The organism is Exiguobacterium sp. Leaf187, from assembly GCF_001423925.1.
GTDB classification, from domain to species: Bacteria; Bacillota; Bacilli; order Exiguobacteriales; family Exiguobacteriaceae; genus Exiguobacterium_A; species Exiguobacterium_A indicum.
The window spans coordinates 346-26928 of sequence record NZ_LMPR01000014.1 but is presented as its reverse complement, the minus strand read 5'-3'; the positions used below and the strand labels follow the sequence as shown (position 1 = coordinate 26928).

The following is a 26583-nucleotide window of genomic DNA, read 5'->3' as shown; positions in this document are numbered from 1 at the left end:
AACCCGGTCTGGTTAGTTCTTATTTTTTAGCGTTTGGTCGAAACGGCCACCAGACCCCTTTGCCAAACGATACCGTGATCGCTGGAATCAAGAGCGGTAAGACGATCAATCCATATAAGAGTAGACCTGTGATGACGATCGTCGCGATTTGAACGAGACTCAAGACACCAGACGGCATCATCGCTCCGAACGTTCCTGCGAGGATGATCGCTGCCGTGATGATGACAGATCCCATCTTTTTCATCGATAGGAACATCGCTTCCTTCGTATCGAGTCCCTTGATCGTCTCTTCCCGGAAACGGTCGAGTAGGAAAATCGAGTAGTCGATACCAAGGGCAATCAACATAACGAATCCGAAGAACGGAACGGCCCAACTGATACCGTCATATCCGAGTCCGTTGACGAAGATCAGCTCTGCGATCGACATCGACGTATAATACGTCAGCAATAACGAACCGATCATGAACAACGGCATGATCAACGAACGGAACATGATTGCTAGAATCACGAAGAGACTGATCAGCATGACCGTCACTGTTCGTTTGAAATCGGCTTTCGACGTATCGTTTAAATCACTGTTGACGCTTGAGATACCACCGTATGCAACACTGCTGTCTTCAAACGGTGTACCTTTGATTGTCTTCGCTGTCGTCTCTTTGATCGCAGCGACCGTTTGAATCGCTTCCGGAGAATACGGATCATCTTCGAGGATGACTTCGAACTTCAATCCCGTCTGTTGATCGATCGCGTAACGATCAATTGCTGGTTTAAAGGCTTTATCCGACAGCGTATCTTTTGGAACGAACACACCTGTCCCCCGAATCGATGTCGCTTGTCCCATCTCGGTCAGAAGATCAGAAATGTCTTCAAGACCACTTTCAATTTTCGTCAATCCTGCGTTCGCTTGACCGACACCGTCCGCGAGTTGAGTCAACCCACTTCCAAGTTGACCGGCTTGCGCACCTTGAGACGCAATCCCACTTGCTGCTTGACTGATGCCGGCTTGAACTTGGCTCAATTGACCAGACAAGGCATTCAACGTTCCGACGGTTTGCGGAATGTTTTGGGTCGATTGTAGACCTTGACCGACGAGCGTCAACTGTTGGTTAATTTGCCCAAGTCCGTCTGCTGCTTGTTGCAACTGATTCGCACCTGCTGAAGCCGCGTCTCCTGCTGGTAGCTGTCCTGTAATCCCATTCAAATTATCTTCCACCGTCGTCAGACCAGACTGAACATCCGTGAGGCCGGTGGTAGCTTTCTTCATACCATCAGCAACTTGTTTTAATTGACGATCGACGTAGAAATCATTGATGACTTCGCCTGTCGGACGAGAAATCGAACGAACCGATTTGACCCCATCAATCTTCACCAGTTCGCGACTGAGTTGTTCCGCATAAGGAACTGTTTTTTCAGTAATCAAATCATCGTCACTCTTCAGGATGACGTTGACCGGGAGCGACTCACCTGCACCAAATCCATCCGAGATCGCATTCAGTCCTTTGACCGTCTCATACTTCGCACCAATCTCATCGACGGTATTAAACGAAAGGTCATCATCATACGTAAAGAGTGTCGGGACCGTGATGATCGCAACGATGATCATCGCAAGCAAAGGGCGACGAATCGATAATCCACCATACTGTGCCCACAGTTTACTGTCTTGGTGACTCGCCGCCTTCTTCGATGGCCAGAATAGCTTTTCTTTTAATGTCGCCATGAAGAATGGAACAAGTGTAAACAAGACAAGCAAGAGTACGGCAATCCCGACTGCAACTGCGACCGACGATTTAAAGATCGGGAAGTCCGCAAATCCAATCGCCGAGAAGCCGACGAGAACAGCGAGACCACTGATTAGTAACGTACGCCCTGCTGTCTTATACGTGTTGACGATTGCTGTCTCAACGTCGTGTCCTGCCGTCAACTCTTCCTTATACCGGCTCAGGAGCAAAATACAATAGTCCGTCCCAATCCCGAACAGGATGGCAACGAGGAAGATTTGCGTATAGTTCGATACTGGGAAGCCGAACCAATCGACGAAAAAGGCGACGAGTGATTGGCTGATCAGGTACGTAAACCCAACTGCAACGAGTGGGACGAACGGTGTGACGACTGAACGGAAGACGAGCAGAAGCAGTCCGAAAATCAATCCGACCGTAATCAGTTCCGTCCGCTTCAGTCCCTCTTGCGAGCTCGTATTGACGTCATCATTGATTAACGCTTCACCCGTTAGATAAATCGTTTGATCCTTTGGTAAGAGGTCCGTCCGGATTTGTTTTGCCAGTTTGACGATCTCTTCTTGCGAACCGTCGACCGTGATTGGCACGAGAACTGTCTTTTTGTCTTTTGAGACGAGCTGTCCTTCTGTCTCTTTGTTTTCAAACGGATCGAGCACATCCGTGACCGGACGATCAAGTGCTTCTAAATCCTGAACGATTTGCCCGATCGATGTTCGATCGGCATCGCTGACTTTGTCTTTGAGCGGAATGACGAGAGAAATGGTTTCTTCACTTGCCCCCGCTTTTTCTAAAATGTCAGCTGCCCGTTGTGAATCGGCATCATTTGCAAGCTGAATCGCACCTGCTTCTTCTGCTTGTTTAGCCAAGTTTGGTGCCGTAAATAGTAAACCTACTGTGACGATAAGCAATAATGCAAGAATTGCCCAACGCCATTTGACGATTTGTCGCATATCCGATTCTCCTCTTCCTTCGATTCTGTCTTTAGTCGTTCAACTGCAAAATCTCTTTGATCTTCTTAAAGGTTTCGATGAACTGGATGATTTCTTCTTCCTCGACCTTTCCTTCAATCAAATTCTCCAGATACGTATAGATTTCTTGCTCTGCTTCAGTTGCCACTAACCGACCTGCTTCCGTCAACGAGATGTACTTCGTTCGGTGGTCATCTTCTCGACGTTCGACGATGACGAGACCTTTTTCCGTCAACTTTTTCAGCCGATTCGAGATGGCACTTTTGTGAACACCCTGCACTGCCGCGAGACGCCCAGACGAAATCGGTCCATATTTTCCGACGAGCTTCAACACATGAAGTTGTTCCGGTGAATACATTTGCCAAACGGGTGCTTCGACCGACTTCAACACGCGTTCTGTTCCGTGGATCATGACTTCTTCAAACAGGAGGACTGCTTCACGTAAATTGTCTTTCATTTTTAGTTTACCCCCTAAACTTATAAAGTTAGTTTAGCCCCTCAACTAGAAGTCTGTCAACTCTAAACTGTCACAACTTACCGATGCAGAACATGACCAATTTCTGTATGATAAAGGAAGAGAGGAGCATGCTTATGTTGACTTTGTTTTGGATTGCGTTAGTCATCTGTCTCGTAGGTCTTGTCTTTACGTTACGGATTGCCAAGCAACCAGCAGAAGAAAAGTATGACCACAAAACTTCGGCCAAAAACATGTCTTGGATGTATTTCATTTTTCTTCCGATCATTTTGATTTTATTAGGCATCTTCTATTATTTTTTAACATGATATAAAACAGCACACATCAACCGATGTGTGCTGTTTTATATCACTTCAAGGTTTTCGGACGGACGATATAGATATCGCATTTTGCATAACGGGAGATGTTTTCAGAGACACTCCCGATCATGATGCGTTCCATCGCATTCATCCCGACCGCCCCACAGACAATCAACCCAGCACCGACACGTGGTGCGATGACCTTCGGAATCAATGTTTTTGGAGAGCCATTTTCGATGACCAGTTCAACTGTCTCGACGCCTGCTTCTCGTGCCCGCTTCTCGTAACGATCGAGCAGTCCTTGTGCATATTCCGTGACGTTTTGATCAATGAAACGCTTATTGGCACGTACATTAGCAAATGTCTGAATATCGATGACATGGGCGATGACGAGTTTGGCATGATCGAGTTTGGCGAATTTCACTGCCTTTTCAAAGGCAAGATCTGCCGTCTTTGATCCATCGACTGCCACTAAAATCGTATGATACTGGCTCTCCATCAAGAATCATCCTTTCTGCACGACTCTCTTACAGCATCCGGTCATTTTCATTTTCGAGGGCGCGGTTTTCATGATCGAGTTTCCGTTCTGCCTCGATTCCTTCTGGCTCTGTCTCCAAAATACTTTTTGGTTTCGGCGCAGGACGTGTTGCCCCTGCTTCGTCTGCTAACAGGACATACTCACCTTGTTGAACACGTAAGACATGCTGACGAATATCCGACTCCGGTAATCCGAGTTCCGTAAAGGCAGTTTGAATTTCCTCAGCCGAAGCCTGTTTGCCTGTAAATCGCTCAAACAGCGTCCGTTTTCCAGAGACGAGTTGCGCCGCTGATTGTCCGCGTAACATCGCCATATCGGTTTTATCTTGTAACACGACATATAAATCTTCTTCTAGATAACCCGCAAAATGTAGATCCTCAATTTTTCGAATCAAATCCGTTTCATTTTGATAGACACCGATCCATTGTTTTTTTCCCATGTCACACGTCTCCCCCTTTTATAACAACTATATGAGATATACCCCAAATTCATCTAAAACATGACTAGGATGAAGAAGACTTCGGCGATTGCTGTCGAAAAAGACGTTGCCGTTTATAGAAGACGTAATAGCACAAGAGTAAAACACATACGATTCCGACCCCTGTTACGATTTGTTGCAGAAGAAAGAGGCGATCGTTAAAGTACAATCCAATCAAATACCAGACGAGCGCGAGACCAAACACCCAATCGGAATGAATGACGACAAACAATAGTCCTCCGATAATCGCTACGATGAGTGCAATCGTACTCCATTGCTGTTCGGAAAGACCAAATAGCGAAGTGAACTGAAAATCGGATAAGATCCGAAATGGTAAAATCAACAACATCGTACTCATCCAAGCGAGAAGGACTGAAATCGGAGAGCGCATCCAAGGCGATCGTCGCGGATGGTGTTGAATTTTCATATAAACTAAGCACAGACTAATGAATGAAATCGTTGTCCAGACAAGTTCCCACGGTGGTCCGGTCATACTACTGACGCCAAGCGTCACAAGTGATAACGCGAGCCATCCTCCGATATCTTCAATCAGTTCTCGATCTGCAGGAAAGGCACGAATCGGTCGAATACACCAAATTAACAACGTTGTGAACACGACACCTGTAATCGCATCAAAAAAAGGTGCTGGAACAAGAGGTAACGCAGGAATGGTAACCGGATTTGACCAAACGACGCGCGCTAGCAATGCAAAGAGGAATGCTCCTATATTCATGAAGCGTAAAAATGTTAAATACTGCACGCCCCCCTTCACCTCCTCGTTCATTCTGTTATTCAATTCCCGTTGCAAGAGGCAGAAAAACAAAAATGTCGCTTTGTTCTGCTGCCAAATTCCGGTACGATAAAAAGAAAAGGAGGAACGCGAATGGACGCATTTTTATTGCCTTATCAATACAACTTCATTCGGAATCAAGTCGACCTACTGCAACATCAATTCGCTGCCGTTCATGATCCCGATGTTCGTGATGCTGTCCGGTATAGTGCTGCTGAAAAAATATTCGATCTATTGCCCGTACTTACACCGGAACAGGAAGCGCTGTTGACGAACATTCGTGACGCTGAATCCGAACAAGATCTCCTCGCGTATTTAGCACAAGTCGAACCGTTCGTCCAACCGTTTCCGAGCATTTCTGAATCACGGATCCGTCAGCTCTTCAAAAAAACGAAAAAGTTACATGTTCCGCCACTTCACTCCTTTGAATGGGCTCACACGACGTTTTTAAGCTGGAACGATACCGGAAATCGAAAAAAATACTTCGTCTATCCTTTGGACGGTCAATGGATCGGCGTCGAGGGAACCTATCTGCCATCGATCCAAAAAGGGATCTGTGCGATTTGCCATACGTATAGTGACATCACGCTCGTAACCGCAACGACACGTCGTTCAGCTGAACAGCATCAGACGATTGGTCATCATATATGTATCGACAGCGATGCATGTAATCAAGCTGTGACGAATCCAGAAGTCATTGAAACGTTCTTAGCACGCACGCAAAAGAAATGATCGGAATCAAAAAAACACGTTCGTATGACTGATCCGATGAGGTTCAGTATACGAGCGTGTTTTTGCATGTGACGGCGTTCAGGTGTTCGTTATCGCTGGATCATGTAAGCAAAATTGATTCTTCCCGCGACGTTTTGCCTCATACATCGCTAGGTCTGCTTGCTCGATCAAATCTGATCGAGAGGCTGCATGCGCCGGATAGATCGCTCCACCAATGCTTGCCGTTACGGGAAGTGGAATGATGCCATGGTGAAACGGCTTTTTGAACAAGGAAACGAGATGTTCTCCACACTGCACCACTTCTGCTTCTTGTTCAACGTCAAACAATAAGACGACGAACTCATCTCCGCCTTGTCTTGAAATGACTGTATTGGGCGGCAATTTCTTTTGTAAGCGCGTCGTGACATCGACGATGAGTTGATCTCCGACGCGATGACCGTACGTATCGTTAATCTCTTTGAAGTGATCGATATCGATAAAGAATAATCCGACTTGTCCTTCACTCGCTTCCGCCCGGTACAAGGCATCTTGGAACAGTCGCGCAAACAGATACCGATTCGGTAACCCTGTTAAGGCATCGTGGTATGCCATGTGCCGCATCTCCTCCATGGCAGTTGCTAATGCTTCCGTTCGCTCTTCCACCTTCGCTTCGAGATTTTCGCGCAACCGTTGATTGTCAACGACAATCCGGATTTGACGGGAAATCAATAACGGGATCGCAATCATCAAACCAATCGTCAAACCGTTCCAACTAATCGTTTGCCGTGCCATCGTCACGAATAGAATCAATAAGAATAAGTAAGGTGTAATTAAACGTAAGACATCAATCCATCTCCGTGTAACGTCAAGAGGAACGAGAGATTCTTCAGCGTCAAAGCGATATGCGGCAAGCCCGACAATCAGGACAGTCGCTAACCATAACGGATCGAGCCAACTCGAAGGAAATGGATAATCAAATCGTTCTAGGACGACGTATAGGAGGTCGGCAAGTAATTGAAAATGAAATGCGAGTAGAATCAATAATAGCGAGCTTCCATTGCCACGTTTCATCAAACCAAAGAATAAGACAATCATTCCACCGAGCAACAATAAATCACCAATCGGATAACGAAGCCATAAAAGCGTTTCGATCGTCAGCAAGGCATTTCCTTCTAAATAAGGTGTCACTAAATAGTGCCACGAAAGAGATCCTGCAACGACTAAAATGATGAACTCATCAAACAAAAAGACCCGCAAATTAACTTCTTGTCGTCGATTACGCAGGAAATAACCGAAAGCAATGATATAGATCAAGATTTGAAGACTAAAGATCAAGTCGATCCAATCAAACGGTTCCGTTCGTGTACGTCCTTGAAGGAAATAAAGGAGTTGTCCACATTCACCTAGACCGAGCATCGTATTGGCAAACAATAAAAGAAGAAATAAACGAGAGGTAAAAGGACGTCGCATTTGGCGACGTCGTGCCTGCCAAATTAAATAGAGAGAGACCGAGACACCACCAATCGTGAACAGACTATTGACGACTTGTCCGATTACTGTATCCGTCCCAACGTATGTCACCCAACCGATGTGTAAAAGAAGCCAAAAAACAACGACTCCTAACCAATTCTGATACACGACGATCCCCCTCCTTTTTTAATCATAGTCCGTTTGTCCTATAGGTATATCGGTTCATCATTGCATTTTATTCACCTTTTTTTATTTTATTGGAATCTTTTTTTGACAAGATTACTCGTTTTAAACATAAGAAAAAACCGTGATCACACCTAGCGGATTGAACACGGTTTAGTTGGAATGTATTCTAGTTCTTTAAATAGAACGTCGATTTTCTTCTGTCGACTCGATCGATTCGGTCAGACTGAGGGGTAATACGATGATGAAACGACTGCCTTTTCCTACTTCAGATTCCACATGAATAACACCCTCATGCTCTTTGACAATTTCCTTACAAATTGATAACCCGAGTCCCGTTCCACCGATTCGACGTGTATCGGAATTATCGACGCGATAAAATTTATCAAACAAGTGGGCAAAGGCATGATGCGGAATTCCAATTCCTTCATCTTTCACTTCAATGATGGCTTGATCGTCTTTCGTATCAATCCAGACGTCAACACGCCCACCATCCGGAGAGTACTTGATCGCATTGTTGATCAAGTTATTCATCAATTGTTTGATTCGGTCCTCATCTCCTAAAATGAACGGACGATCCGGACTAAGCAATTGCAAATGAAGATCGTGTCGTTCACTTGAAGCGTCGTATAAGGACATCACCTGTTCAGTCAGGCTAAATAAATCGAGATGTGCCATTTGGTATAACTGCCCACCTGACTGCATGCGCTGAACATCTAAAAAGTCCGTGACAAGGTTTGATAACCGTTCCGTCTCGTTATGAATCGTCGCTAGATATTTCTTCTGTTTCGAGTCATCGATTTCTCGATTCAACATCAATTCTGTAAAGCCGTAAATCGAAGAGAGCGGTGTCCGCAACTCATGCGACACGGTTGAGACGAGTTCTGTTTTGAGACGATCGGCTTCTGTTTCCCGGGTAATATCTCGTAAAACAAGAATGATTCCCTTCCATCCACCAACGACATCAATACGTTCCGCGTAGACTTCCAGATGAGCTGTGTTATTTCGAATATCAAATCGGACCTTTTCCGGTGAAATCTCACCGGAACGAATCAAATCTAGATACGTATTAAAAGCCTCGACATCATCCACCAACTGGCGCATCACATCGATGACATACTCACTCGACGGTAACGTCCGATCTACTGTGAATTCCGATTGAAGTTCTGGAATCAATTCAAACAATGGACGGTTGACGTATAACTCTCCATTTCCATCTTCAAGATAAATGATCGCTTCTCGGATGGAGTCTAACACTTGCTCAGTCTTTTCTTTTTCTTGACGCATTCCTTCATACGAACGCGTACGCAGGAGCGATAACGTCATCTGTTGCGCAAACTCGCGAATATCCGTCAACTGTTGCCCTTTATAGGCAGATTTATAACGAACCAGATAAATCGCTGCAATTAGTTCATGCGTTTCCGGATCTTCGATCGGAATCGTCACTTCATACGTGCTAAATGAATACGGATAGTCTTTTTGACGCGTGACTCGTTTTTCCGATTGGATAAATTCCATCTGCCGAACCGATCGATTGATGACGGACATCTCATCTTTCAGGAGAACTTTTAAATAATCCATCGTCATCCCATTCGTTGTCGCACCCATGAACGCTCCTTCTTCATAGAGCAATAGTGCACCGTACTCAGAAGAGGTGATATCGATCATCTTTTGAACGATTGCCGGATACGATTCGACGGTTTCGCGAACAGCAAGCGCCTCTGTCAGTTCGCTACGTAATCGGAGCTTTTCCTCATTCTTTTTCGTCGTTTGATACGCTTCTTCGAGTTCTTCTTGTTGCGCCTGCAATTCTTCTTGTTGCGCGAGCAACTCTTCACTTTGCGCCTGCAACTCTTCATTTTTTCCTTGCATCGCATCCGTATGGGCATTCGTCGTCACGACCATCCGATTAAAGGCTGCGCGCAATAATCCGATTTCGTCTGGTCGCTGCTCGGCAGCTTTATCAATCTTAATCGGTTCTTTTCGAGCAAGTTTTTGATTATCATCAATCAAACGTAACAATTGCCGTGTCATCCGGCGAAGGAACGGGTGCACGAAGAGAAGGATGAAGGCAATGAGCACAACGATACTTGATATCCAAATCCATTGTGACTTTGCGACTTCACTCCGCAGTTCCCCGACAGCCGTTTCTTGTTGTTGGCTGAGATTCGTCCGGTATTCATCAAGTGCTGCAGAGGCTTTTTCAATGTCTGGTGTAATATCAATCGAACCATCGGCAGTTGGCTTTAATCGCCCTTGATCGACAAGACGCTCCGCAATCGGTAAAGAAAACAGACTATCCCCCTGTAAGAAGTCCTCATTGATCCGATTCGCCTTTTTCTCATTGACGTAAGACTGGGTCAACGGGAACAAGGCATCATAGTATAACTCATATAAATTCGTCATTTGCGCTGCGAATTCTTCTTCTTCATCCGTTTTTGCGTTTCGCATGAACCAATCCGTCTCACTTTTGATATCTGTTCGGAGCGCCTGAATCTCATCAAACCGTTCTTGGTTACCAAAAATGACGAATCCTCGCAATCCAAACTGGACGGTTTGCCAATTGTCCCACAAATCATTGGCCCGGCGATTTTGTTCACTGATCGTCTCGAGATTCTGTTTTGATGTTTCGATTCGTCCTTCCATATAGTCATAGACAAAGAACGAAGTAATCGATACTACGATCAGTACCGCATAAAAAACAGTCAGCAACTGCCGACCGATTCGTCGCCGAATCCAATTCACCATGAATGTATCCTCCTCATCATTCATCGAATGATGCTTTTTCATTTGTTTCTTTAAATATAATAGAAACGCTTTCGAAGCAACAGCTAGGATATACAAAAAAAGACCTTTTCTCGGAATGTACCCGAAAAAAGGTCTTTTTATCCGCTTATTTTTTTGCTTTCTTCACTGTCACAGAAGTCACAGGGCTCACTTGACCACGCGTATTCTTAACGTAGACGGAAAGCTTCGCTTTTGCTTTTTGCTTCGGAATTTTGACGGAATAGTTGCCTTTTGCAGAAACCGTTCCTTTTCCGATGACTTTTTTCTTCGCATCTTTTACATAAACACTTAATTTCTTTTCAGCTGTCCCGGTTACTTTCGTTTGTCCGGCATAGACGGATTTCACTTTCGGTGCTGCTGGGGCTGGTAGGACTTTTACGATCGTCGGTTTACTTGTGCGTTTAGCAATATCCGTCACTGTGACGATCAAGCTTGAACCACCGACTTGTTTTGGTAATTTCGCACTGAAGTGACCTTTTGCGTCGACTTTCGCTGTGGCGATTTTCTTTTGTTTTGCATCTTTGACAGTAACCGTACCGCCCGCAAGAGCTGTACCTGTCATTTTTGTTGCACCGGCAAGTACTGGTTTAACTTTTGGAGCTGCTGGCGCTTTTCCAGGAAGGACTTCTGTACGTTCTGACGTGATATCCAGTCCATTTGTGTAACGAATTGTTAGGACCGTACCTTTGTTTTGACGTGGAATCGTCACACTATATTTTCCGGATTTAGCTGTAGTAGAACCCAACTTCTTAGTGGACCATACTTCCACTTTTGTTCCGGTTTTAACCGTTCCTGTGACAGTCAGTTTATTATCATATACGTTGTTGACAGTTCCGTTCAGATTCAATTGCGAAATTGCCCGAGGAATACTAACTTTACCGTATCCTGAAACCGGACTGACATAGGCAGGAAACTTGAATTCAAGCTCTTCTCCCTCTTCTTCCTCAAACCAATCATTCGGATTTTCGAAAGCTAGTGGTTCTGCACTTTTTTGTAGAATTTGTTCGATTTGTTTAGGTGTTAGTTTAGGATTAAGTGACTTCAAGATTCCCGCAACAGCTGCGACGTGTGGTGAAGCCATACTTGTTCCATCCATATACACCGTATTTCCGTCTGGAATCAAACTCGCTACTTTTGAACCCGGTGCAACGACATCAAGGCCGACTCCATAATTCGAGTAATCTGAAACCATACCGAGCGTATTCGTCGCTCCAACAGAAATCGCATATTCTGAGTTTGCTGGGAACCCTACCATCATATCGTAGTCGTTTCCTGAAGCCGCAACGACCGTAACACCATGATCTGCTGCATATTTCATCATATAAGCCATCGTGCGGCTTTCACCGCCACCAAGACTCATATTGATGACTTTCGCTCCATGATCAACAGCATATTTAATTCCAAGTGCAATGGCATCCGTTTCTCCTTCGCCATTTGCATTCAATACTTTAACCGGTAAGATTTGTGCCGACTGATGAATCCCTTGTATCCCGTAATCATTGTTGATTGTCGCTGCGATGACACCTGCCACGTGTGTTCCGTGACCATTATCATCAATCGCGTCGCCATCTCCGTTTACGGAAACATAGTTCTTCTCATTCGCAATATCAACTTTCCCTTGTAAATCCTTTAAGCGATAATCAACACCTGTATCGATGACCGCAATTTTGACAGGTGCTAATTTTTTCCCACTAAATCGTTTTTGGAACTCCTCAAAACCAATTCCAACATTCGGGAACTGTTCGAAGACTGTTTTCTTATTGATGGCCCATTGGTAATCAAAATTGATATCACTTGTTGCTTTGTAAGTTTGAATCTTTTCCACATATTCGACTGCTGATGAGCGACCAATCGATTGCTTTAATGCTGACGCTGATTGTCCCTTCACCGTTGGATCTTCTGTCACTACAATGAAATCACCAGCTTTACCAAGCGGTAAACGCTCAACATCTGCTGATTGAATTCCAGCAATTTTCATCGAACTGACTGTTTTCCCTGGCTTTAACTTAACGATGAATCGCGTAGTTTCTTTTGACTGAATGTTCATCCCTAATGTTCCGAACGTATCGTCTAACGTACTGCCGCTCATCTCAGATATCTTCATTTTTTTGGCATATCCATCGATTTCTTCTGCAATCACAGCAGGCGATGCATCGCGTGATAATGTATAAAGACGGTCAACGGCTTGTTGATCTGTCTTTGTCAGCGTGTACGATGTTCCACGTACGAGTGCCTCCATTGCAGGTTTCAATGTTTTTAAATCTTCGTACGCTTGTTGACGCTTATCTTTATTGAAAAGAAGCGTTTTGACAACGTAAGGCGATGTTTTGTAATAAAGCGACGTCAAGGCACGACCTGCGTCCGATTGACTCAATACCTGTTTTTGGATCGAGTGCATAAGAGCAAGCATTGGTTTTTCTTCTTTTGTTTGTTTTAATGCTTCTTCTGCCATACAGCTAATATCACTGATTGGCTCATATTCGACAGCTAATTTGACGTTATTGTATGTCAGCTTAACGTTTGCTGCTTTTGTCGTTTTCCCCTCTTCGATGTTCGGGTAATATTCGACTTTGACATAATACGGTCCATCCCATGCATATGGAACGGCTAATTTTGTCGTTGCTTTTTCATTCGGTTCTGCTTCTGTCCGGTAACGATCAAATGTATCATCTTCAGCTGCCATCGCTTCGCTCGGGTAAGCTGTCACTTGAACAGGTTGATCCGTATCGATTGATAACTCAAAGTGTGACGCTGTTTTTTCTACACCTGCTTCATGATTGACACGGTACCAATATGTATTTTTTTCTTCCATTCCGGTCTTAAGTGTCGTTTCTTGTCCTGCTTGTAAAAGTGTTGCGCTTGCAAGAGCGGTCTCTGCTTTTGCAGTAGTTGGTCCTACGCCGAGCGTTAAAACTAAACAGCTCAGCATGACCCAAATCATCAGTTTCTTCACACATGCTCCTCCTTCAAAATGGATATACTTTAATTTGATTATAAACAGTATATGGATAAAATGGATAATTAATTTATAGTGAAATCTTACAATTTTGAAAGAAAGACGCATCATGTTCTAAAGAACACGATGCGTCTGACTCCATTCATTTAAAATCTGCTACATATTCACCGTATCCTTCTTGTTTCAAGTCCTCTTTCGGAATGAAACGTAAGGCGGCTGAGTTCATACAATACCGAAGGCCTGTTGGCTCTGGACCATCCGAGAAGACATGTCCGAGATGGGCATTTCCATGTCGACTCCGGACTTCCATCCGTTTCATGCCGATTGAAAAATCACTTTTCTCAATGATATTACCTGGCTCAAGTGGTTTCGTAAAACTCGGCCATCCTGTCTTCGAATCATATTTATCGTTTGATGAAAACAATGGTTCTCCAGAAATCAGATCGACATAGATCCCGTCTGCTTTCAAATCGTGATACGGATTATCAAACGCTGGCTCCGTTCCATCCTCTTGTGTCACTTTATACTGGATGGCGGTTAATTTCTTTTTGATTTCTGCGTCTGATAATTTTGGATAGGTTGGAAGATCGAGTTTGGGTTGATCATTCCAGTAGCGATCGATGAAGTCGTCGCGTCCAGAAGCTGCCCGGTAAAACTTATACTTTTTCTCACTCTTCAAATAGTAATCCTGATGATATGCTTCCGCTTCATAAAAAGGACCGGCCGCAATCAACGGTGTGACGATTTTATCATCGAAGATCTGTTGTTTCTCTAAATCCTGTTTCGATTGTGCTGCGATTTCTTTTTGTTTCTCATTCGTATAGAAAATCGCCGTTGTATAAGACTCACCACGATCGACGAATTGACCATCTGCATCCGTCGGATCAATCTGGCGCCAGTAGACATCTAATAATTGCTTGTACGAGATGACGTTCGGATCAAACGTGATCAATACCGCTTCCCGATGACCTGTCGTCTCCGCTGACACTTGATTATACGTCGGATTTTCAACATCACCGCCTGTATAACCAGAAATGACGGACTTGACTCCTTTTAATTCTTCGAACGGGGGCTCCATACACCAGAAGCATCCTCCAGCTAAAATCGCTGTCTCTTCCGGTTGATAACTCAATTCCTTACTGCCACTTGATTTTGCTTGCTGTTGCTGGAACACGAAGTATCCCCCGACCATGATGACGATGAGACCGATGACTGATAAAATCGTCCACATTCGTTTCTTCATCTCCCTTCGCCTCCTTTATTTAGCTTACGTCGCATGACGTCGATTGGATGTTCTCTTACTTAAACTTTACAACGCTAATGCTAGCTTGTCGTAGCATGTGCTCAAAAGAAGCACATTCAATACTATGTAGAGTTCTTGTGTGTTTCTCCACAAAAAAAAGAGCCTCATATCGACTCTTTTCGAAAATTAACCTTTTTGAATCCAGAATTTTAGGACGCTTGCTTCTTCTTCATGTTTGACGAGTGCATGACCACCTGATGTCGCCCACGCCTGAAGATCGTTTTTTGCCCCTTTATCCGTTGCATGGACTTCAAGGATTTGACCTGATTCGAGTCCAGCGATGGCTTTTTTTGTTTTTACGATTGGCATCGGACAAGCAAGTCCTTTTGCGTCGAGTACGAGTTCTGATTTCATGTTGTATTCCTCCTGAATGATTTGATGTTCGTTATGAATCGGCTTAGCGTACCGCACAGCGGTTCGGTCCGACTTCCATTTCCCGTTGTGTCTCAAGATCGGGTGTCTGTTTCCCCATGTTCGTTTCACGGATATCTTGATACGCGTTCGGTTGTGGCGGCAGGTTCTCTGTGACCATTTTCCGAAATGTTGCTTCATCGTCGATGTTGAGACCATGATTGTTCGCAAGCAAGATGCTTAATTTTTCCGCTACACTACCATCCGTGTTCAATTCTTCAATGATCATGAAATGTGCCGGTAAGACGATGAGTTCTGGTGAAAGATCACGATACGTGTTGTAGAGCGAATCGCGTAAGTCACCGACCCAGTCTTCCGCGAGACCGGCTAAATCCGGACGACCAATCGAGTCGATGAACAAGATATCACCTGTCAATAAATAACGCTGATCGACGATGAATGAAGTCGATCCAATCGTATGTCCCGGGGAATAAAGAGCGCGTACTTCAATCGCTGTATCCCCCACTTGAACCGTACTACCGTCTTCAAGTGGTGCATAATCGAATGTGACATCCGACGCATCTTTTGGCGGCAACCAGTATGTCGCGCCTGTTTTTTCGGCGATGTCGCGTCCTCCAGAAATATGATCCGCATGAAGATGTGTATCAAATACATGCTTAATCGTGACGTTGCGTGATGCGGCATAATCCAAATACACATCCGTCATTCGTGTCGCGTCGATGAGTACGGCCTCTCCTTCTGAGATGACCATATACGAGAGACACCCTTTACCGATTCGGACGAACTGAATGACTTCGCCTTGATCAGTTCCTGTTTCGTTCAGCGTTCCGATTGAAATCGGTTCTAGATGTTCACTCCATGCTTTCATGCCGCCTGACAGATACGATACGTCTCGTCCTGCTTCTTCTAGCATATCGGCGACGAAAATCGATGACCCTTCTTTTGCGCAAACGACGAGAACATCCTGATCCGTCGGAAGCTGATCGAGAATCTCCTCGACACCATCCAACAATTCAAAATACGGAATGTTGAGGTACTTGAAGTTCTCTCCTTCGATTTTCCAATCTTGAAACGCATCCTCATTCCGGACATCTAAGATGAACAGAGACTCACGTCCAATGATTTTTTTTGTAACTTGTGCGGCTGTCATTGCTTGTACCATATCTACTCGTTCCTCCTCTACTTTACGCTGTTGTATTATTTCGCTGAAACGAGTGTCGTCGTCTCAGACGCCCATTCCTGCATACCCGGTACGACATTGTGGATCGTATACCCCTTGTCACTGAGCTGTCGGCATGCCATGTCACTTCGGCTACCTGTCCGGCAGATGACATAAATCGTCTGATTTGAATCCAGTTCTGCATGGCGTGTCTCCAGTTCGCCTAACGGAATATTGATGGCTCCCGGTACATGGGCGAAGGCATATTCTGCTTGTTCACGAACATCAAGCACCGTGATCGAATCGTCTTGGCGTGCTGCTTCGACTGTTGCGTTGTCGACGGTTTGAGCGAATGCTGCTGGTTCCGTGACATCACCTGTTGATTTCCGAACGTAATGACGGAGCACTTCGCCTTCTTCAATCGTGCCTAAATAATGATTGCCGGTGCTATTTGCCCAGGCACGGAGATCTGCAGTTGATCCTTTATCCGTCGCCTGGACTTCGATGACTTGTCCCGGTTCTAACGTCTTGATCGTTTTTTTCGTCCGAACGATCGGCATCGGACAAGCGAGACCTTTAGCGTCCAATACGATATCTGATTTAATCCTAGTCATACAATTCGCTCCTTTACGGTGTGGGGTATTATTTCGTTTCGCCTTCGTACGACATCATGCCGCCATCCATGTTCGTCACGTCATATCCTTGTCCTTCGAGATATGTCGTTGCGCGACCACTGCGCGCACCAGAACGGCATACCATGACATACTCTTTTTTCTTGTCGAGTTCGTTCATCTTGAATTCGATCAATCCGAGTGGAATATGGATTGCTCCCGGAATCATTCCTTCTTTGACTTCATCGACTTCCCGGACATCAATGACGTTCAGTTGTTCACCACGTTCGATTTTTTCCTGTACTTCGGTTGCTGTCATGCGTTTCATGTTCAATTCCTCCTCTTGATTCGATTTAGCGCCAGGCATTCATTCCGCCACGGACTTCCGTGACATTTGGATAACCGGCTTTTTTTAGTACTTTGACGGCTTGTTTGCTTCGCATCCCGCTTTGACAGATGACGATCACTTCTTTGTCTTTCGGGATTTGATTCAGTTGACTGTTTAGCGTTTGTAATGGAATGTTCTTAAATCCTTTGATGTGATTGCCTTTGAATTCTGCCGGTGTCCGAACATCGAGATAAAATCGTTTGCGGTCGTTTAGTAACGGCTTCAGTTCCGTGGTCGACACTTGCTTGACGCCTTTTGTTGGGGCGAACATCTTATAAGCGAGATAGCCGACGACGAGCAACAAGATAATCGATCGTACATCCATGCGTCATTCCTCCTTCAGATCATTAGATGAATAGATTGACGTTTCCGTTCTCCGCATCGGCGAGGTAGGCGGCAACACCTGCATACTCAATCCCATCGTGTAATTCTTCCTGTTTCAAACCGAGTAAATCCATCGTCATCGTACAGGCGACGAGTTTGACATCCTGTTCTTTCGATAATTCGATTAAGTCTGGAAGTGGCATCGCATTGTGCTTCTTCATGACGTTTTTAATCATTTTTTGACCTGCACCACCGAAGTTCATTTTCGAGAGTGGCATCTTATCAGCACCGCGTGGCATGAACTTACCGAACATCTTCTCAAGGAATGTTTTATCCGGCTGAATCGGTTCATCCTTACGCATCGCATTCAAACCCCAGAAGGTATGAAAAATCGTGACTTCGTGATCGTATGCGGCTGCACCGTTGGCAATGATATAAGCTGCCATGACTTTGTCGTACTCTCCACTAAATAAAACGATGGTTGTTTTTTTCGTATCTGACATGAACGTAATTCCTCCAAGCACTTACCCTAAGGGGTATATTAATTCGTAAATTTTTTTTATCTGCTTTTCATTAAGAGTTGAACAGCCTCTGCAACGGCTTGTTCATGATTTTCCGTCGCATCATCCTGACGGACACAGTCGATCAAGTTCTCACTGACGACAAGACCAATGACACGATCGATTGCACTACGTGTCGCACTCAGTTGTGTGACGACATCCTTACAGGACGCCTCTTCTTTCATCATTCGAACGATACCGTGGATTTGTCCTTCAATCCGATTCATCCGATGAATGATGCGATCTTCATAACCGTTTTCCATATGAAGTTCATCTCCTTTTTTGAATGTGACATACGTCATATCTCGTTGGTACATTTCATACAATAATACCTATAGGGGTATAAGTCAACGAAAAAGATTTCCGATTTTGTCGCCATTGTAGAACGTCCGGAAATCTTTTTGCATTTAACCTTTCCAATTCGCCTGTAAAAAAGTGATCCAATGTTCTGCTAGGCGAGTCGGCATCTTCTCTGGTAACAGATAACGAAACGTTCGTTTAGAAATCCCTTTCGCATGAAGCGTAAAGGACTCGGACGGGAAAGACGTGACGAGTCGTTCCGACAATGCTGCAATGCCACTCCCATTAAAAACAAGTTGACGCACTAAATAGTTGGCATCGACTGTAATCTTTCGTGCGGGAACGATCGACGAAGCATCTAGCCAACGATCGAGCGCATAGCGGGATGCAGATCCTTCTTCGCGAACGATCCACGTTGCATCGTTTAACGAAAGGTGGGACGCACCCATGATGTGCAGTTGATCTTTTGCAAAGACGATTTGTTTGACCCCATCAAGTGTCAGTTCTCCTTCGATCATCCCGAGATCAATATCACGATGTCTTAAGGCTGCTGCCACTTGATCGTGATTCATTAATTGGATATCTAGTGATACCTCGGGATGAGCGCTTGAAAACAGATGAATCATGTCATCGAGCAACATTTCGTGAATCGTATGCGTTGCTCCTATCCGTAAGGTTCCGCGGAAGACACCTTCCGATTCATCCAGCTGGGACTGCATCTGTTCGAGTTGGAATAGAATTTCTTTTGCATGGCGATAGACAATCCAGCCCATTTCCGATACCTCGACCCCTATTGTGAATGAATCACGTATTAACAATGAATGTCCGATCTCTTCTTCTAGTCGTTTGACGTGAACACTGACCGTCGGTTGCGACAGAAATAACTGTTCCGCTGTTTTCGTAAAGTGACGTGTTTCAACGAGTGTGGCGAACGTTCTGAGTTCAGTTAATTTCAACAATACCCCTCCTTATTACATTTCATAATCATTTATATATAATTAATTCATTTTTATAATCTTGTATTCCTCTTTCATACTCAAGGTATCACGTATTAGAAAGAAGGACTGTTTCATGATGTATATCTCATTTATTTTGTTAGGAGCAACCATCGGTATACTCTCCGGCTTTTTCGGAATCGGTGGCGGCATTATCCTGACCCCACTTTTATTGATTCTCGGCTATGAAGCCAGCACCGCGATCGTCCTCAGTCTGTTGCTGACACTCGGATCGACTGTGACCGGCACGCTTTCACATCTTCGATTAAAAACATTCCGTTTTCGTGATGCCGGGATTATTGGTCTGTCCGGCATCATCGGTTCTGCATTGATCACACCAATTGTCTTTTGGCTCGAGCGTCATGCTGGTGCTGATGTCGTATTATCGAGTCTCTACATCGTTTTACTGATTGGTTTTTCGATTCAGTTCCTTCGTCCCCGTTCCAAGGAACGTCCGTCTTTTCCGGTCTATGATGCTTCGATCGTAAAGCTCGCCGTCATCGGACTTGCTGCCGGAATCCTCTCGTCATTGATGGGGGTCAGCGGTGGATTCTTGTTGACGCCTCTCTTGCTCGGATGGGTTCGTTTTCCGCTCAAACAAGCAATCGGAACGAGTATCGCCTCTGCGACATTGATCGTTCTTGGAGGAGTGACGAGTTATATTGCTTCCGGAACCAGCGCTCCGTTATCACTCGGGATTGCTTTAATCATCGGTGCGTTCATCGGCTCACCACTCGGTGCTTCACTTTTGCATCGCTTCAATGAACCGTTCGTTCAAAAGACGTTAGGAATCTTTTATGGCGTCGTCGCCTTAAGCGTCATCGTCAAAGTGTTCGGTCTTCCCTATCTGTCACTCGTCTTACTCGCTTTGTTCACACTCAGCCTGTTAAGCGTCTTCGGTTACCGGATTCTTAAAACGGTCTAAATGAAAAAGCAGCTGACACATCGTCAGCTGCTTTTGTGCGTGCTCAATGATTAACGTACGCTTTCTTCTTTGATTTTTTGTGGTTTCATGATTTTTGCTTCTTTTTTCTGACGCATGCGTTCTGCATTCATTAGTCCCCCTAACATCAGGACGACAGCAGATAAATAGAACCATGTCATCAAGACGATGATTCCGGCAAGCTGACCGTAAAGACGATCGTAACTCCCGAACTCGGCATAGTAAGAGAAGAATTCCGAAACGACTTGCCAAGCGATCGTCGCAAAAATAGCTCCAGGGAGTACTTGACGAACCGTCAGTCGGACACTCGGTAAAATCCGATACAATAAGATGAAAAAGACAAGTAAGAACAACGTCCCGAGTCCCCAGCGGAATAAGAACCAAATCCACGAATAGTTCGTCACGAAATCAGCGACGATTGCAAAGTGGTTGATGAAACGCCGCGTTAACTTTTCTGAAATCGGAACAATCAATGAGATCGGTAAGATGATCATCATCCCGATCGTAAAAGCGAAGTCTTGCAACAGTCCGCGCCAAAATGGCGCTTTTCGCGTCACTTCGAGCGCATCGTTCAGCGAGCGGACAAGTGACTGGACCGACATCGAAGCAAGCCAAAAGGCGGCAAGGAAACTGATCGAGGCAAGTTTAAAGCCGCCTTGATCAAAGATTCCAACGACGTTCCGCTGAATCAAATCGTACGTTTCTGCCGGAGCAAACGGTCGAATTAAATCCAGCACGTTATCGGACGTAAACGGTAAGAACGAGACGATCCCAACTACGAATAATAAGAACGGGAATAAGGACAACATCAAATAATAGGCGAGCTGAGCCGATTTATCAAAAAAGGCTTCACCAAAAAAACGGGCAAATACAGGTTTGATTAAAGACATACAAATTTCCTCACTTTCAACTAATTCTCTACACTATCCCCCATTTCATACCTCCTTTAAACTTTTGGAAGTCTTTTGAACTTATAACAACCTTATACATCATTCAAGTTTGGCGCTTCGGTTCTGCGCGGGGTACACTAGGAACAGAGATTGTATCGTGCTTGTTTTTCAGAAAGGATTTCGATTCGTGTACTCACTCATTCAAATCGAAGCAGAACGCTTCTTTACTTCTTATATAGAGCAATACCCCGAAATGGCCGGACGTCAGCAAGAAGTCATCCGGTCGATTGAAACGACAGGAACGTACGAACAGACGGCTTCCGAGCTCGCGTTCGGCGCGAAGCTCGCTTGGCGGAACAGTAACCGATGTGTCGGACGTCTCTTTTGGGAACAACTCCATGTCTTTGACGCGCGGGATGCATTGACCGTTGAAGCGGTCCGCGACGCGTTATTTGAGCATATCCGGTTCGCGACGAACGAGGGACGAATTCGCTCGACGATCACGATTTTCCATCCGACACGTGTCCGGCTACATAATCACCAACTGATCCGCTACGCTGGTTACGAAACCGCAGCAGGAATCATCGGTGATCCGGCTTCGATCCAACTGACGCGACAATGTGAAGCACTTGGCTGGACCGGAGCGCGTACACCCTTTGATATCCTGCCCCTCTTGATTGAACTCGATGGACAAGTCAGCCTGCATCCGATTCCAGATGAGCTCGTGCTCGAAGTCAGCATCACACATCCTGACTTTGACCTGTTCGGTGGTCGCGAAGTCCGCTGGTATGCTGTGCCGATGATTGCCGATATGCAGCTTGAGATCGGTGGCATCGTCTATCCGTGTGCTCCGTTCAACGGATGGTACATGGGAACAGAGATCGGTGCCCGTAACCTCGCTGATACGGATCGTTACGATCTGTTACCGCTCGTCGCGACACAACTCGGTCTGAATACCTCGCGTGAACGTTCGCTTTGGAAAGACCGAGCGCTCGTCGAACTGAACGTTGCCGTACTCGAATCGTTCGAACGTGCCGGTGTTACGATTGTCGATCACCATACGGCTGCGAAACAATTCGCTCGTTTTGAAAAAAACGAAGCCGCGTGTGGTCGTGATGTCACCGGGGAATGGTCCTGGCTCGTGCCACCGATGAGTGGGGCAACGACGCATATGTTCCATAAGGATTACGACCCAGAAATCAAACGACCGAACTTCTTTCCAAAATCAACACAGACGGCACCTGTGACCGGCTGTCCGTTTCACCAAGGAGCCCTGAAATGAATTATGTCGAACAGTTACGTCAAAAAATCGGTCATGACCCAGTCATTCTCGTCGGCTCCGTCGTCCTCGTCGTACAAAATGAACACATTTTGCTCGAACAACGGAACGAAGCACAAGCTCGCTTTGGTTTACCAGGCGGATTGATGGAATGGGCGGAATCACCGGAAGAGACCGCGCGTCGAGAGCTTAAAGAAGAGACTGGCTTAGAGGTGGAACGATTAACGTTACTCAATGTCTACTCCGGTCCGCAATACGTGACGACGTTAGCGAACGGAGACGTCTTTCAAAGTGTCACCCTCGCCTATATCGGTGAACATCCGATTGGAATGTTAAAACAAAGTGATGAGAGTATCAAGCTCCAGTTTGTTCCGCTTGATGACTTACCTGATCATTTGGTCGGTTCTCACGCTCGAATGATTGAAGACTACAAAAACCGCCGCTGAAGTATAGCGGCAGTTTTTTATTTGTTATAAAATGGAACTAATTCATTATTAAAAAGGAGTTTTCTAATGAAACCACTTTTAATCGTAGGCATGTCTACTCTCCTTAGTCTTTCATTGATCTCTTCGACAGAAGCTGCTGCTAAATCTGTCAAACAGACGTATACGATTGTCGATGCAAAAAACAAAAAGTACACCGTGTCTGTTCAATCTAAAGCAGCAACTTGCCGCAAAGCGACGGCAGACGACTTTTGGTGGGTGAAGGGAAAGGATACGTTGTGTACTGGGAAGTTCTCTCTATACTTAAACAATAAATCAACATCGTATCACTATACATTCTCTAAGGATAATCCGTATGTGATGGCTACTCACGATTTTCGTACAAGCGGGAAATTGAAAAATGTATCAGGTAATCCGACTGTCTTTTCCCTCTCTTCCCGCGAAACATCATCTTACATGAGTTTAACTACATTCTCGATTCAGAACGGAAAATTAATTCGTCATCCAGGAACATTCATGTCTTACGGTATGCGACCGAAGATGAAAAGTGACTTATTACAAGTTCCAATCTACTCTAACGCTGGAGACGAAGTAGGCTTTTTGTTCCAAGATAAAAAATTATCTAAAGGAAAATGGGTAAAAGGCAAAGAATATTCATTCTTATCCTCCAGTTTTAATAGCAAAACATATAAAAAAGGAGTTCAAGAATGGAACGCCTACAGCTCTAAGACGAGTTATTTCGTAAAGTAACGATAGCCTATGTAAAAAAAGCCCTTATATTTTTATGCATCCTATTGGCATACATAAAAATATAAGGGCTTTCGTAGTCAAAATCAGTCACTTCCTATTTTAGCGACTGACGCATGATGTATTGTTTCAAATCCCGCTGAGTCCACCCTTCAAAACGTAACGCCTCCCAGATCTGCACATCTGTTGATTGATAATGGTAGGTCGTGCCCGGTAAACGACGCACGACTTCTGTTGCGTGTCGTGCTTTTTGTTCTGCTGGACCGACGACTGACAAGAGGGATGATCCGGCTACTGCTACTACACTTGCTTCTAATTGATAATAATCCGTTTGTAATTGCTGCATGACATGAGGATCTTGCTGCCAGATGTACTCCCCTTGTCCATGGTATTGTTTCAAAAACTCCACTTCTTCGATCGTCGGCAGAGCGGCTTCTTGGCGTTCATCTGTTAAATGAAAATATCCGATTTCTCCAACGATCGTGTAATGAAGCGATTCATACAATCGAATCGCTGGGTCGTTCCCTTGAATGACTTCAAGCATCAGACCATCCATTCCGATTTCTTTGGCATGACTCAGTTGTGCTTGATATAAGGCTTTCGCAATCCCAAGACGACGATACTGTGGTGAGATCCCCAGTCCCCCACACCGCATGATACGTTGACCCTCGATCTCCTTCCAACCGTTCAGCCAGAGACCGACCGGTATTTCTCCATGATAGGCAACGAATGAATGCTCCAATTGGTTCCCGTCTCGTTCGATGATGCGCTCTTGGAATTCTGCTTCCGATAAGTGCAGTGGAATCAAATAATCTTGGAATCCATCCTGCATCGCTTTGTACGCCGTTTTTACGCCAGGTGCGCGTTGAATATGAATCATCGAAAAACCTCCTTTTCCACTGAGCTGTTTCGCTTTCGTTCGCCTCATTTCCTGCATACAAAAACACCCTTGTCGCCAAGGGTGTTAGTCGATTCATTGATGGAGTTTCGAACGCTTGCGTCCATATCCGAAGTACAACAGTAATCCAATGGCTGTCCAGACAAAGAAGGCAATCCACGTGAATGGTTGTAAGTTGAACATGAGCATGATACAAGCAAGGACTGACAAAATCGGTAAGACTGGGACGAACGGAACCTTAAAGGCGCGCTTCAAATCGGGACGCGTCCGGCGTAGGACGATGACCGCGATCGAGATGAGCGAGAAGGCTGCCAGTGTTCCGATGTTGATCAATTCAGCAAGTGTACCAAGCGGCACGAATCCAGCGATTAAACCAGCAGTCGTTCCGAGAATCCAAGTCGCTTTAACTGGTGTGTGTGACTTTTCATTGACGTCTGAGAAGACTTTCGGTAATAATCCGTCACGGCTCATCGCGAACAAGAGACGGACGAGACCAAATGTCATGACGAGGATGACCGTCGTCATACCAACGATGGCTCCTAAGTCAACGAATCCAGCGACCCAGTCTTGGCCAGCCACTTTTAAGGCAAGGGATACTGGGCTATCAACACCTTCAAACTGTTTGAATGGAACGATTCCGACCATGATAGCAGAGACCACGACGTACAAAACGGTAACGATCGCAAGCGATCCTAGAATCCCAATCGGTAAGTTACGTCCCGGGTTTTTGACTTCTTCTGCTGCCGATGTGACGGCATCAAATCCAAGATAAGCGAAGAAGGCAATCGCTGATGCTTGCAGGACACCGCTCATACCGAACGGCGCAAACGGCTTGTAGTTGCCTGGTTCGATATACCAGATCCCGACGACGATGAACAAGACGACGACGGCAACTTTGACGAGTACCATGATGTTGTTGACGCGTTTTGTCTCTTTAATCCCAAGCGAAAGCAAGAGCGTGATGACCATCAGAATCAAGAATGCTGGTAAGTTAAAGAACGTTTCGCTTCCTGGTACAGCACCTGGAGCAGCTGTTAAAGCTGTCGGTAAATGGAGACCAAAGCCTGCTAACAGTGACTGGAAGTACCCTGACCAGCCGGTCGCAACGGCACTCGAAGCGAGTCCGTATTCTAAAATGAGACACCAGCCGATGATCCAAGCTACGACTTCCCCAATCGTTGCGTATGTATACGTATATACACTACCTGAGACGGGAATCATCGACGAGAATTCAGCATAACAAAGGGCTGCGAGCGCACAGACGATAGCGGAAATAATAAATGAGATCGGTAAAGCAGTTCCTGCATAAAGAGCGCCCGTTCCTGTCAGAACGAAAATCCCGGTACCGATGATGGCACCGATTCCAAGTAAAATAAGGTCAAACCCTGATAAGTGACGTGCCAGTTTGGAATGTTGTTTCATGTCCATCATCACACTGACATCTTTCTTGCGAAGCAAACTCATGTTTCATCCTCCGAACTTTTCTCTTTTTTCTGAATATTCAAATCATTGAGGTAATTGACTTTCTTATCATAACAAACGATGTCAGGTTCGATAAGTCTTTTTTTCTGTATTTTTTCACAAAGTGGTCAAACCACTTTTGTGAAAATGCGACAACGCTTTGATGCGTCAACGCAAAAACACCCTTTCCTCAAAATGAGAGGAAAGGATGTACTCGTATTACGGACGATCGTTTGGATGATCGAGGTTAGGACCTTTATGATCATCTGGATCGATCGGGTAATCATCTTGCTGTGCTAAATCGTTTTCTGGCAACGCACCTTTTGGTGTACCATGTGTCGTCTCATCTGTTGAAGATGAACGCGCTGAACGTGGTGCACGATCTGGTGTGACATCATCAGCTGCTTGCGAAGCTGCACCTTTTGCTGCATCTTTTAAGCTCGGTGATGATGAAGTCGATGCTGATTTACTTGGAAGGTTCGATGTGTCGACTTCCGTGTTCTCTGCTTTCTTTTGTAA

The 26583-nt window shown here is 45.2% G+C and carries 26 protein-coding genes and 1 pseudogene; 6 read left to right on the top strand and 21 right to left on the bottom strand.

Annotated elements, in window-relative coordinates:
* Positions 1-19 precede the first annotated feature (19 nt).
* Complete coding sequence (locus tag ASF99_RS16525) at positions 20-2686, bottom strand: MMPL family transporter (RefSeq protein ID WP_055970118.1); 2667 nt, start codon at positions 2684-2686, stop codon at positions 20-22.
* Between the two features lie 31 nt (positions 2687-2717).
* Complete coding sequence (locus ASF99_RS16520) at positions 2718-3161, bottom strand: MarR family winged helix-turn-helix transcriptional regulator (RefSeq protein ID WP_023466958.1); 444 nt, start codon at positions 3159-3161, stop codon at positions 2718-2720.
* A 128-nt stretch (positions 3162-3289) separates the two neighbouring features.
* On the opposite strand from ASF99_RS16520, the gene ASF99_RS16515 reads away from it, so the two are divergent.
* Positions 3290-3487: a hypothetical protein gene (locus tag ASF99_RS16515; protein WP_023466956.1), complete on the top strand. Its 198-nt coding sequence runs from the start codon at positions 3290-3292 to the stop codon at positions 3485-3487.
* Positions 3488-3527: 40 nt separating this feature from the next.
* On the opposite strand, the gene ASF99_RS16510 is transcribed toward ASF99_RS16515, so the two are convergent.
* The 3 genes from ASF99_RS16510 to ASF99_RS16500 form a co-directional block, all read right to left on the bottom strand.
* Complete coding sequence (locus ASF99_RS16510; RefSeq protein ID WP_023466954.1) at positions 3528-3977, bottom strand: universal stress protein; 450 nt, start codon at positions 3975-3977, stop codon at positions 3528-3530.
* Positions 3978-4005: 28 nt separating this feature from the next.
* Positions 4006-4455 carry a general stress protein gene (locus tag ASF99_RS16505; protein WP_023466953.1) on the bottom strand — a complete coding sequence of 150 codons (450 nt, stop codon included), beginning with the start codon at positions 4453-4455 and terminating at the stop codon, positions 4006-4008.
* Between the two features lie 64 nt (positions 4456-4519).
* A complete protein-coding gene (locus ASF99_RS16500) occupies positions 4520-5254 on the bottom strand; it encodes a hypothetical protein (protein WP_023466952.1) in 735 nt (244 codons plus the stop codon).
* Between the two features lie 123 nt (positions 5255-5377).
* Between ASF99_RS16500 and ASF99_RS16495 the strand changes: the two genes are divergently transcribed.
* Positions 5378-6016 carry a FusB/FusC family EF-G-binding protein gene (locus ASF99_RS16495; protein WP_023466951.1) on the top strand — a complete coding sequence of 213 codons (639 nt, stop codon included), beginning with the start codon at positions 5378-5380 and terminating at the stop codon, positions 6014-6016.
* A gap of 78 nt (positions 6017-6094) precedes the next feature.
* Here the strand turns inward: ASF99_RS16495 and ASF99_RS16490 are convergent, their stop codons facing one another.
* The 12 genes from ASF99_RS16490 to ASF99_RS16435 form a co-directional block, all read right to left on the bottom strand.
* Positions 6095-7633, bottom strand: a complete 1539-nt coding sequence (locus ASF99_RS16490) for a GGDEF domain-containing protein (RefSeq protein ID WP_055970116.1) — start codon at positions 7631-7633, stop codon at positions 6095-6097.
* 192 nt (positions 7634-7825) lie between these two features.
* A complete protein-coding gene (locus tag ASF99_RS16485; RefSeq protein ID WP_055970112.1) occupies positions 7826-10396 on the bottom strand; it encodes a HAMP domain-containing sensor histidine kinase in 2571 nt (856 codons plus the stop codon).
* A 145-nt stretch (positions 10397-10541) separates the two neighbouring features.
* Positions 10542-13388 carry a S8 family peptidase gene (locus ASF99_RS16480; protein WP_055970109.1) on the bottom strand — a complete coding sequence of 949 codons (2847 nt, stop codon included), beginning with the start codon at positions 13386-13388 and terminating at the stop codon, positions 10542-10544.
* Between the two features lie 145 nt (positions 13389-13533).
* A complete protein-coding gene (gene msrB / locus ASF99_RS16475; protein WP_023466947.1) occupies positions 13534-14634 on the bottom strand; it encodes a peptide-methionine (R)-S-oxide reductase MsrB in 1101 nt (366 codons plus the stop codon).
* A gap of 186 nt (positions 14635-14820) precedes the next feature.
* The gene (locus ASF99_RS16470) at positions 14821-15048 is read right to left on the bottom strand and encodes a sulfurtransferase TusA family protein (RefSeq protein WP_023466945.1); all 228 of its coding nucleotides are present in this window, start codon (positions 15046-15048) and stop codon (positions 14821-14823) included.
* A 43-nt stretch (positions 15049-15091) separates the two neighbouring features.
* Positions 15092-16228 (bottom strand): MBL fold metallo-hydrolase, encoded by a 1137-nt coding sequence (locus ASF99_RS16465; protein ID WP_055970106.1) that lies wholly within the window; start codon positions 16226-16228, stop codon positions 15092-15094.
* A gap of 35 nt (positions 16229-16263) precedes the next feature.
* Positions 16264-16839, bottom strand: coding sequence for a sulfurtransferase TusA family protein (locus ASF99_RS16460; RefSeq protein WP_055970103.1), 576 nt, complete (start codon positions 16837-16839; stop codon positions 16264-16266).
* A 28-nt stretch (positions 16840-16867) separates the two neighbouring features.
* Positions 16868-17164 carry a rhodanese-like domain-containing protein gene (locus ASF99_RS16455; protein WP_023466941.1) on the bottom strand — a complete coding sequence of 99 codons (297 nt, stop codon included), beginning with the start codon at positions 17162-17164 and terminating at the stop codon, positions 16868-16870.
* 25 nt (positions 17165-17189) lie between these two features.
* Entirely contained in the window at positions 17190-17549 is a 360-nt protein-coding gene (locus ASF99_RS16450; protein WP_055970100.1) for a rhodanese-like domain-containing protein, read from the bottom strand.
* A 22-nt stretch (positions 17550-17571) separates the two neighbouring features.
* Positions 17572-18051 carry a DsrE/DsrF/DrsH-like family protein gene (locus ASF99_RS16445; protein ID WP_055970097.1) on the bottom strand — a complete coding sequence of 160 codons (480 nt, stop codon included), beginning with the start codon at positions 18049-18051 and terminating at the stop codon, positions 17572-17574.
* 56 nt (positions 18052-18107) lie between these two features.
* Positions 18108-18371, bottom strand: coding sequence for a metal-sensitive transcriptional regulator (locus ASF99_RS16440; protein ID WP_023466936.1), 264 nt, complete (start codon positions 18369-18371; stop codon positions 18108-18110).
* Between the two features lie 144 nt (positions 18372-18515).
* The gene (locus tag ASF99_RS16435) at positions 18516-19364 is read right to left on the bottom strand and encodes a LysR family transcriptional regulator (RefSeq protein WP_035399074.1); all 849 of its coding nucleotides are present in this window, start codon (positions 19362-19364) and stop codon (positions 18516-18518) included.
* Positions 19365-19479: 115 nt separating this feature from the next.
* On the opposite strand from ASF99_RS16435, the gene ASF99_RS16430 reads away from it, so the two are divergent.
* Positions 19480-20328 carry a sulfite exporter TauE/SafE family protein gene (locus tag ASF99_RS16430; protein ID WP_035399075.1) on the top strand — a complete coding sequence of 283 codons (849 nt, stop codon included), beginning with the start codon at positions 19480-19482 and terminating at the stop codon, positions 20326-20328.
* A gap of 50 nt (positions 20329-20378) precedes the next feature.
* Here the strand turns inward: ASF99_RS16430 and ASF99_RS16425 are convergent, their stop codons facing one another.
* Positions 20379-21236, bottom strand: a complete 858-nt coding sequence (locus tag ASF99_RS16425; protein ID WP_023466934.1) for a YihY/virulence factor BrkB family protein — start codon at positions 21234-21236, stop codon at positions 20379-20381.
* A gap of 187 nt (positions 21237-21423) precedes the next feature.
* On the opposite strand from ASF99_RS16425, the gene ASF99_RS16420 reads away from it, so the two are divergent.
* The 3 genes from ASF99_RS16420 (at position 21424) to ASF99_RS16410 (ending at position 23708) form a co-directional block, all read left to right on the top strand.
* Positions 21424-22518, top strand: coding sequence for a nitric oxide synthase oxygenase (locus tag ASF99_RS16420; RefSeq protein WP_055970227.1), 1095 nt, complete (start codon positions 21424-21426; stop codon positions 22516-22518).
* Complete coding sequence (locus ASF99_RS16415) at positions 22515-22961, top strand: NUDIX hydrolase (protein WP_055970095.1); 447 nt, start codon at positions 22515-22517, stop codon at positions 22959-22961. The genes ASF99_RS16420 and ASF99_RS16415 overlap by 4 nt, the downstream gene beginning before the upstream one ends.
* 66 nt (positions 22962-23027) lie before the next feature.
* The gene (locus tag ASF99_RS16410; RefSeq protein ID WP_055970092.1) at positions 23028-23708 is read left to right on the top strand and encodes a hypothetical protein; all 681 of its coding nucleotides are present in this window, start codon (positions 23028-23030) and stop codon (positions 23706-23708) included.
* 94 nt (positions 23709-23802) lie between these two features.
* Here the strand turns inward: ASF99_RS16410 and ASF99_RS16405 are convergent, their stop codons facing one another.
* The 3 genes and pseudogenes from ASF99_RS16405 to ASF99_RS17690 all read right to left on the bottom strand — a co-directional run.
* Positions 23803-24585 (bottom strand): GNAT family N-acetyltransferase, encoded by a 783-nt coding sequence (locus tag ASF99_RS16405; RefSeq protein ID WP_162236816.1) that lies wholly within the window; start codon positions 24583-24585, stop codon positions 23803-23805.
* A gap of 93 nt (positions 24586-24678) precedes the next feature.
* Entirely contained in the window at positions 24679-26067 is a 1389-nt protein-coding gene (locus tag ASF99_RS16400; protein ID WP_055970087.1) for an amino acid permease, read from the bottom strand.
* 216 nt (positions 26068-26283) lie between these two features.
* Positions 26284-26583 (bottom strand): annotated as a pseudogene (locus ASF99_RS17690) (mechanosensitive ion channel); the annotation flags it as partial.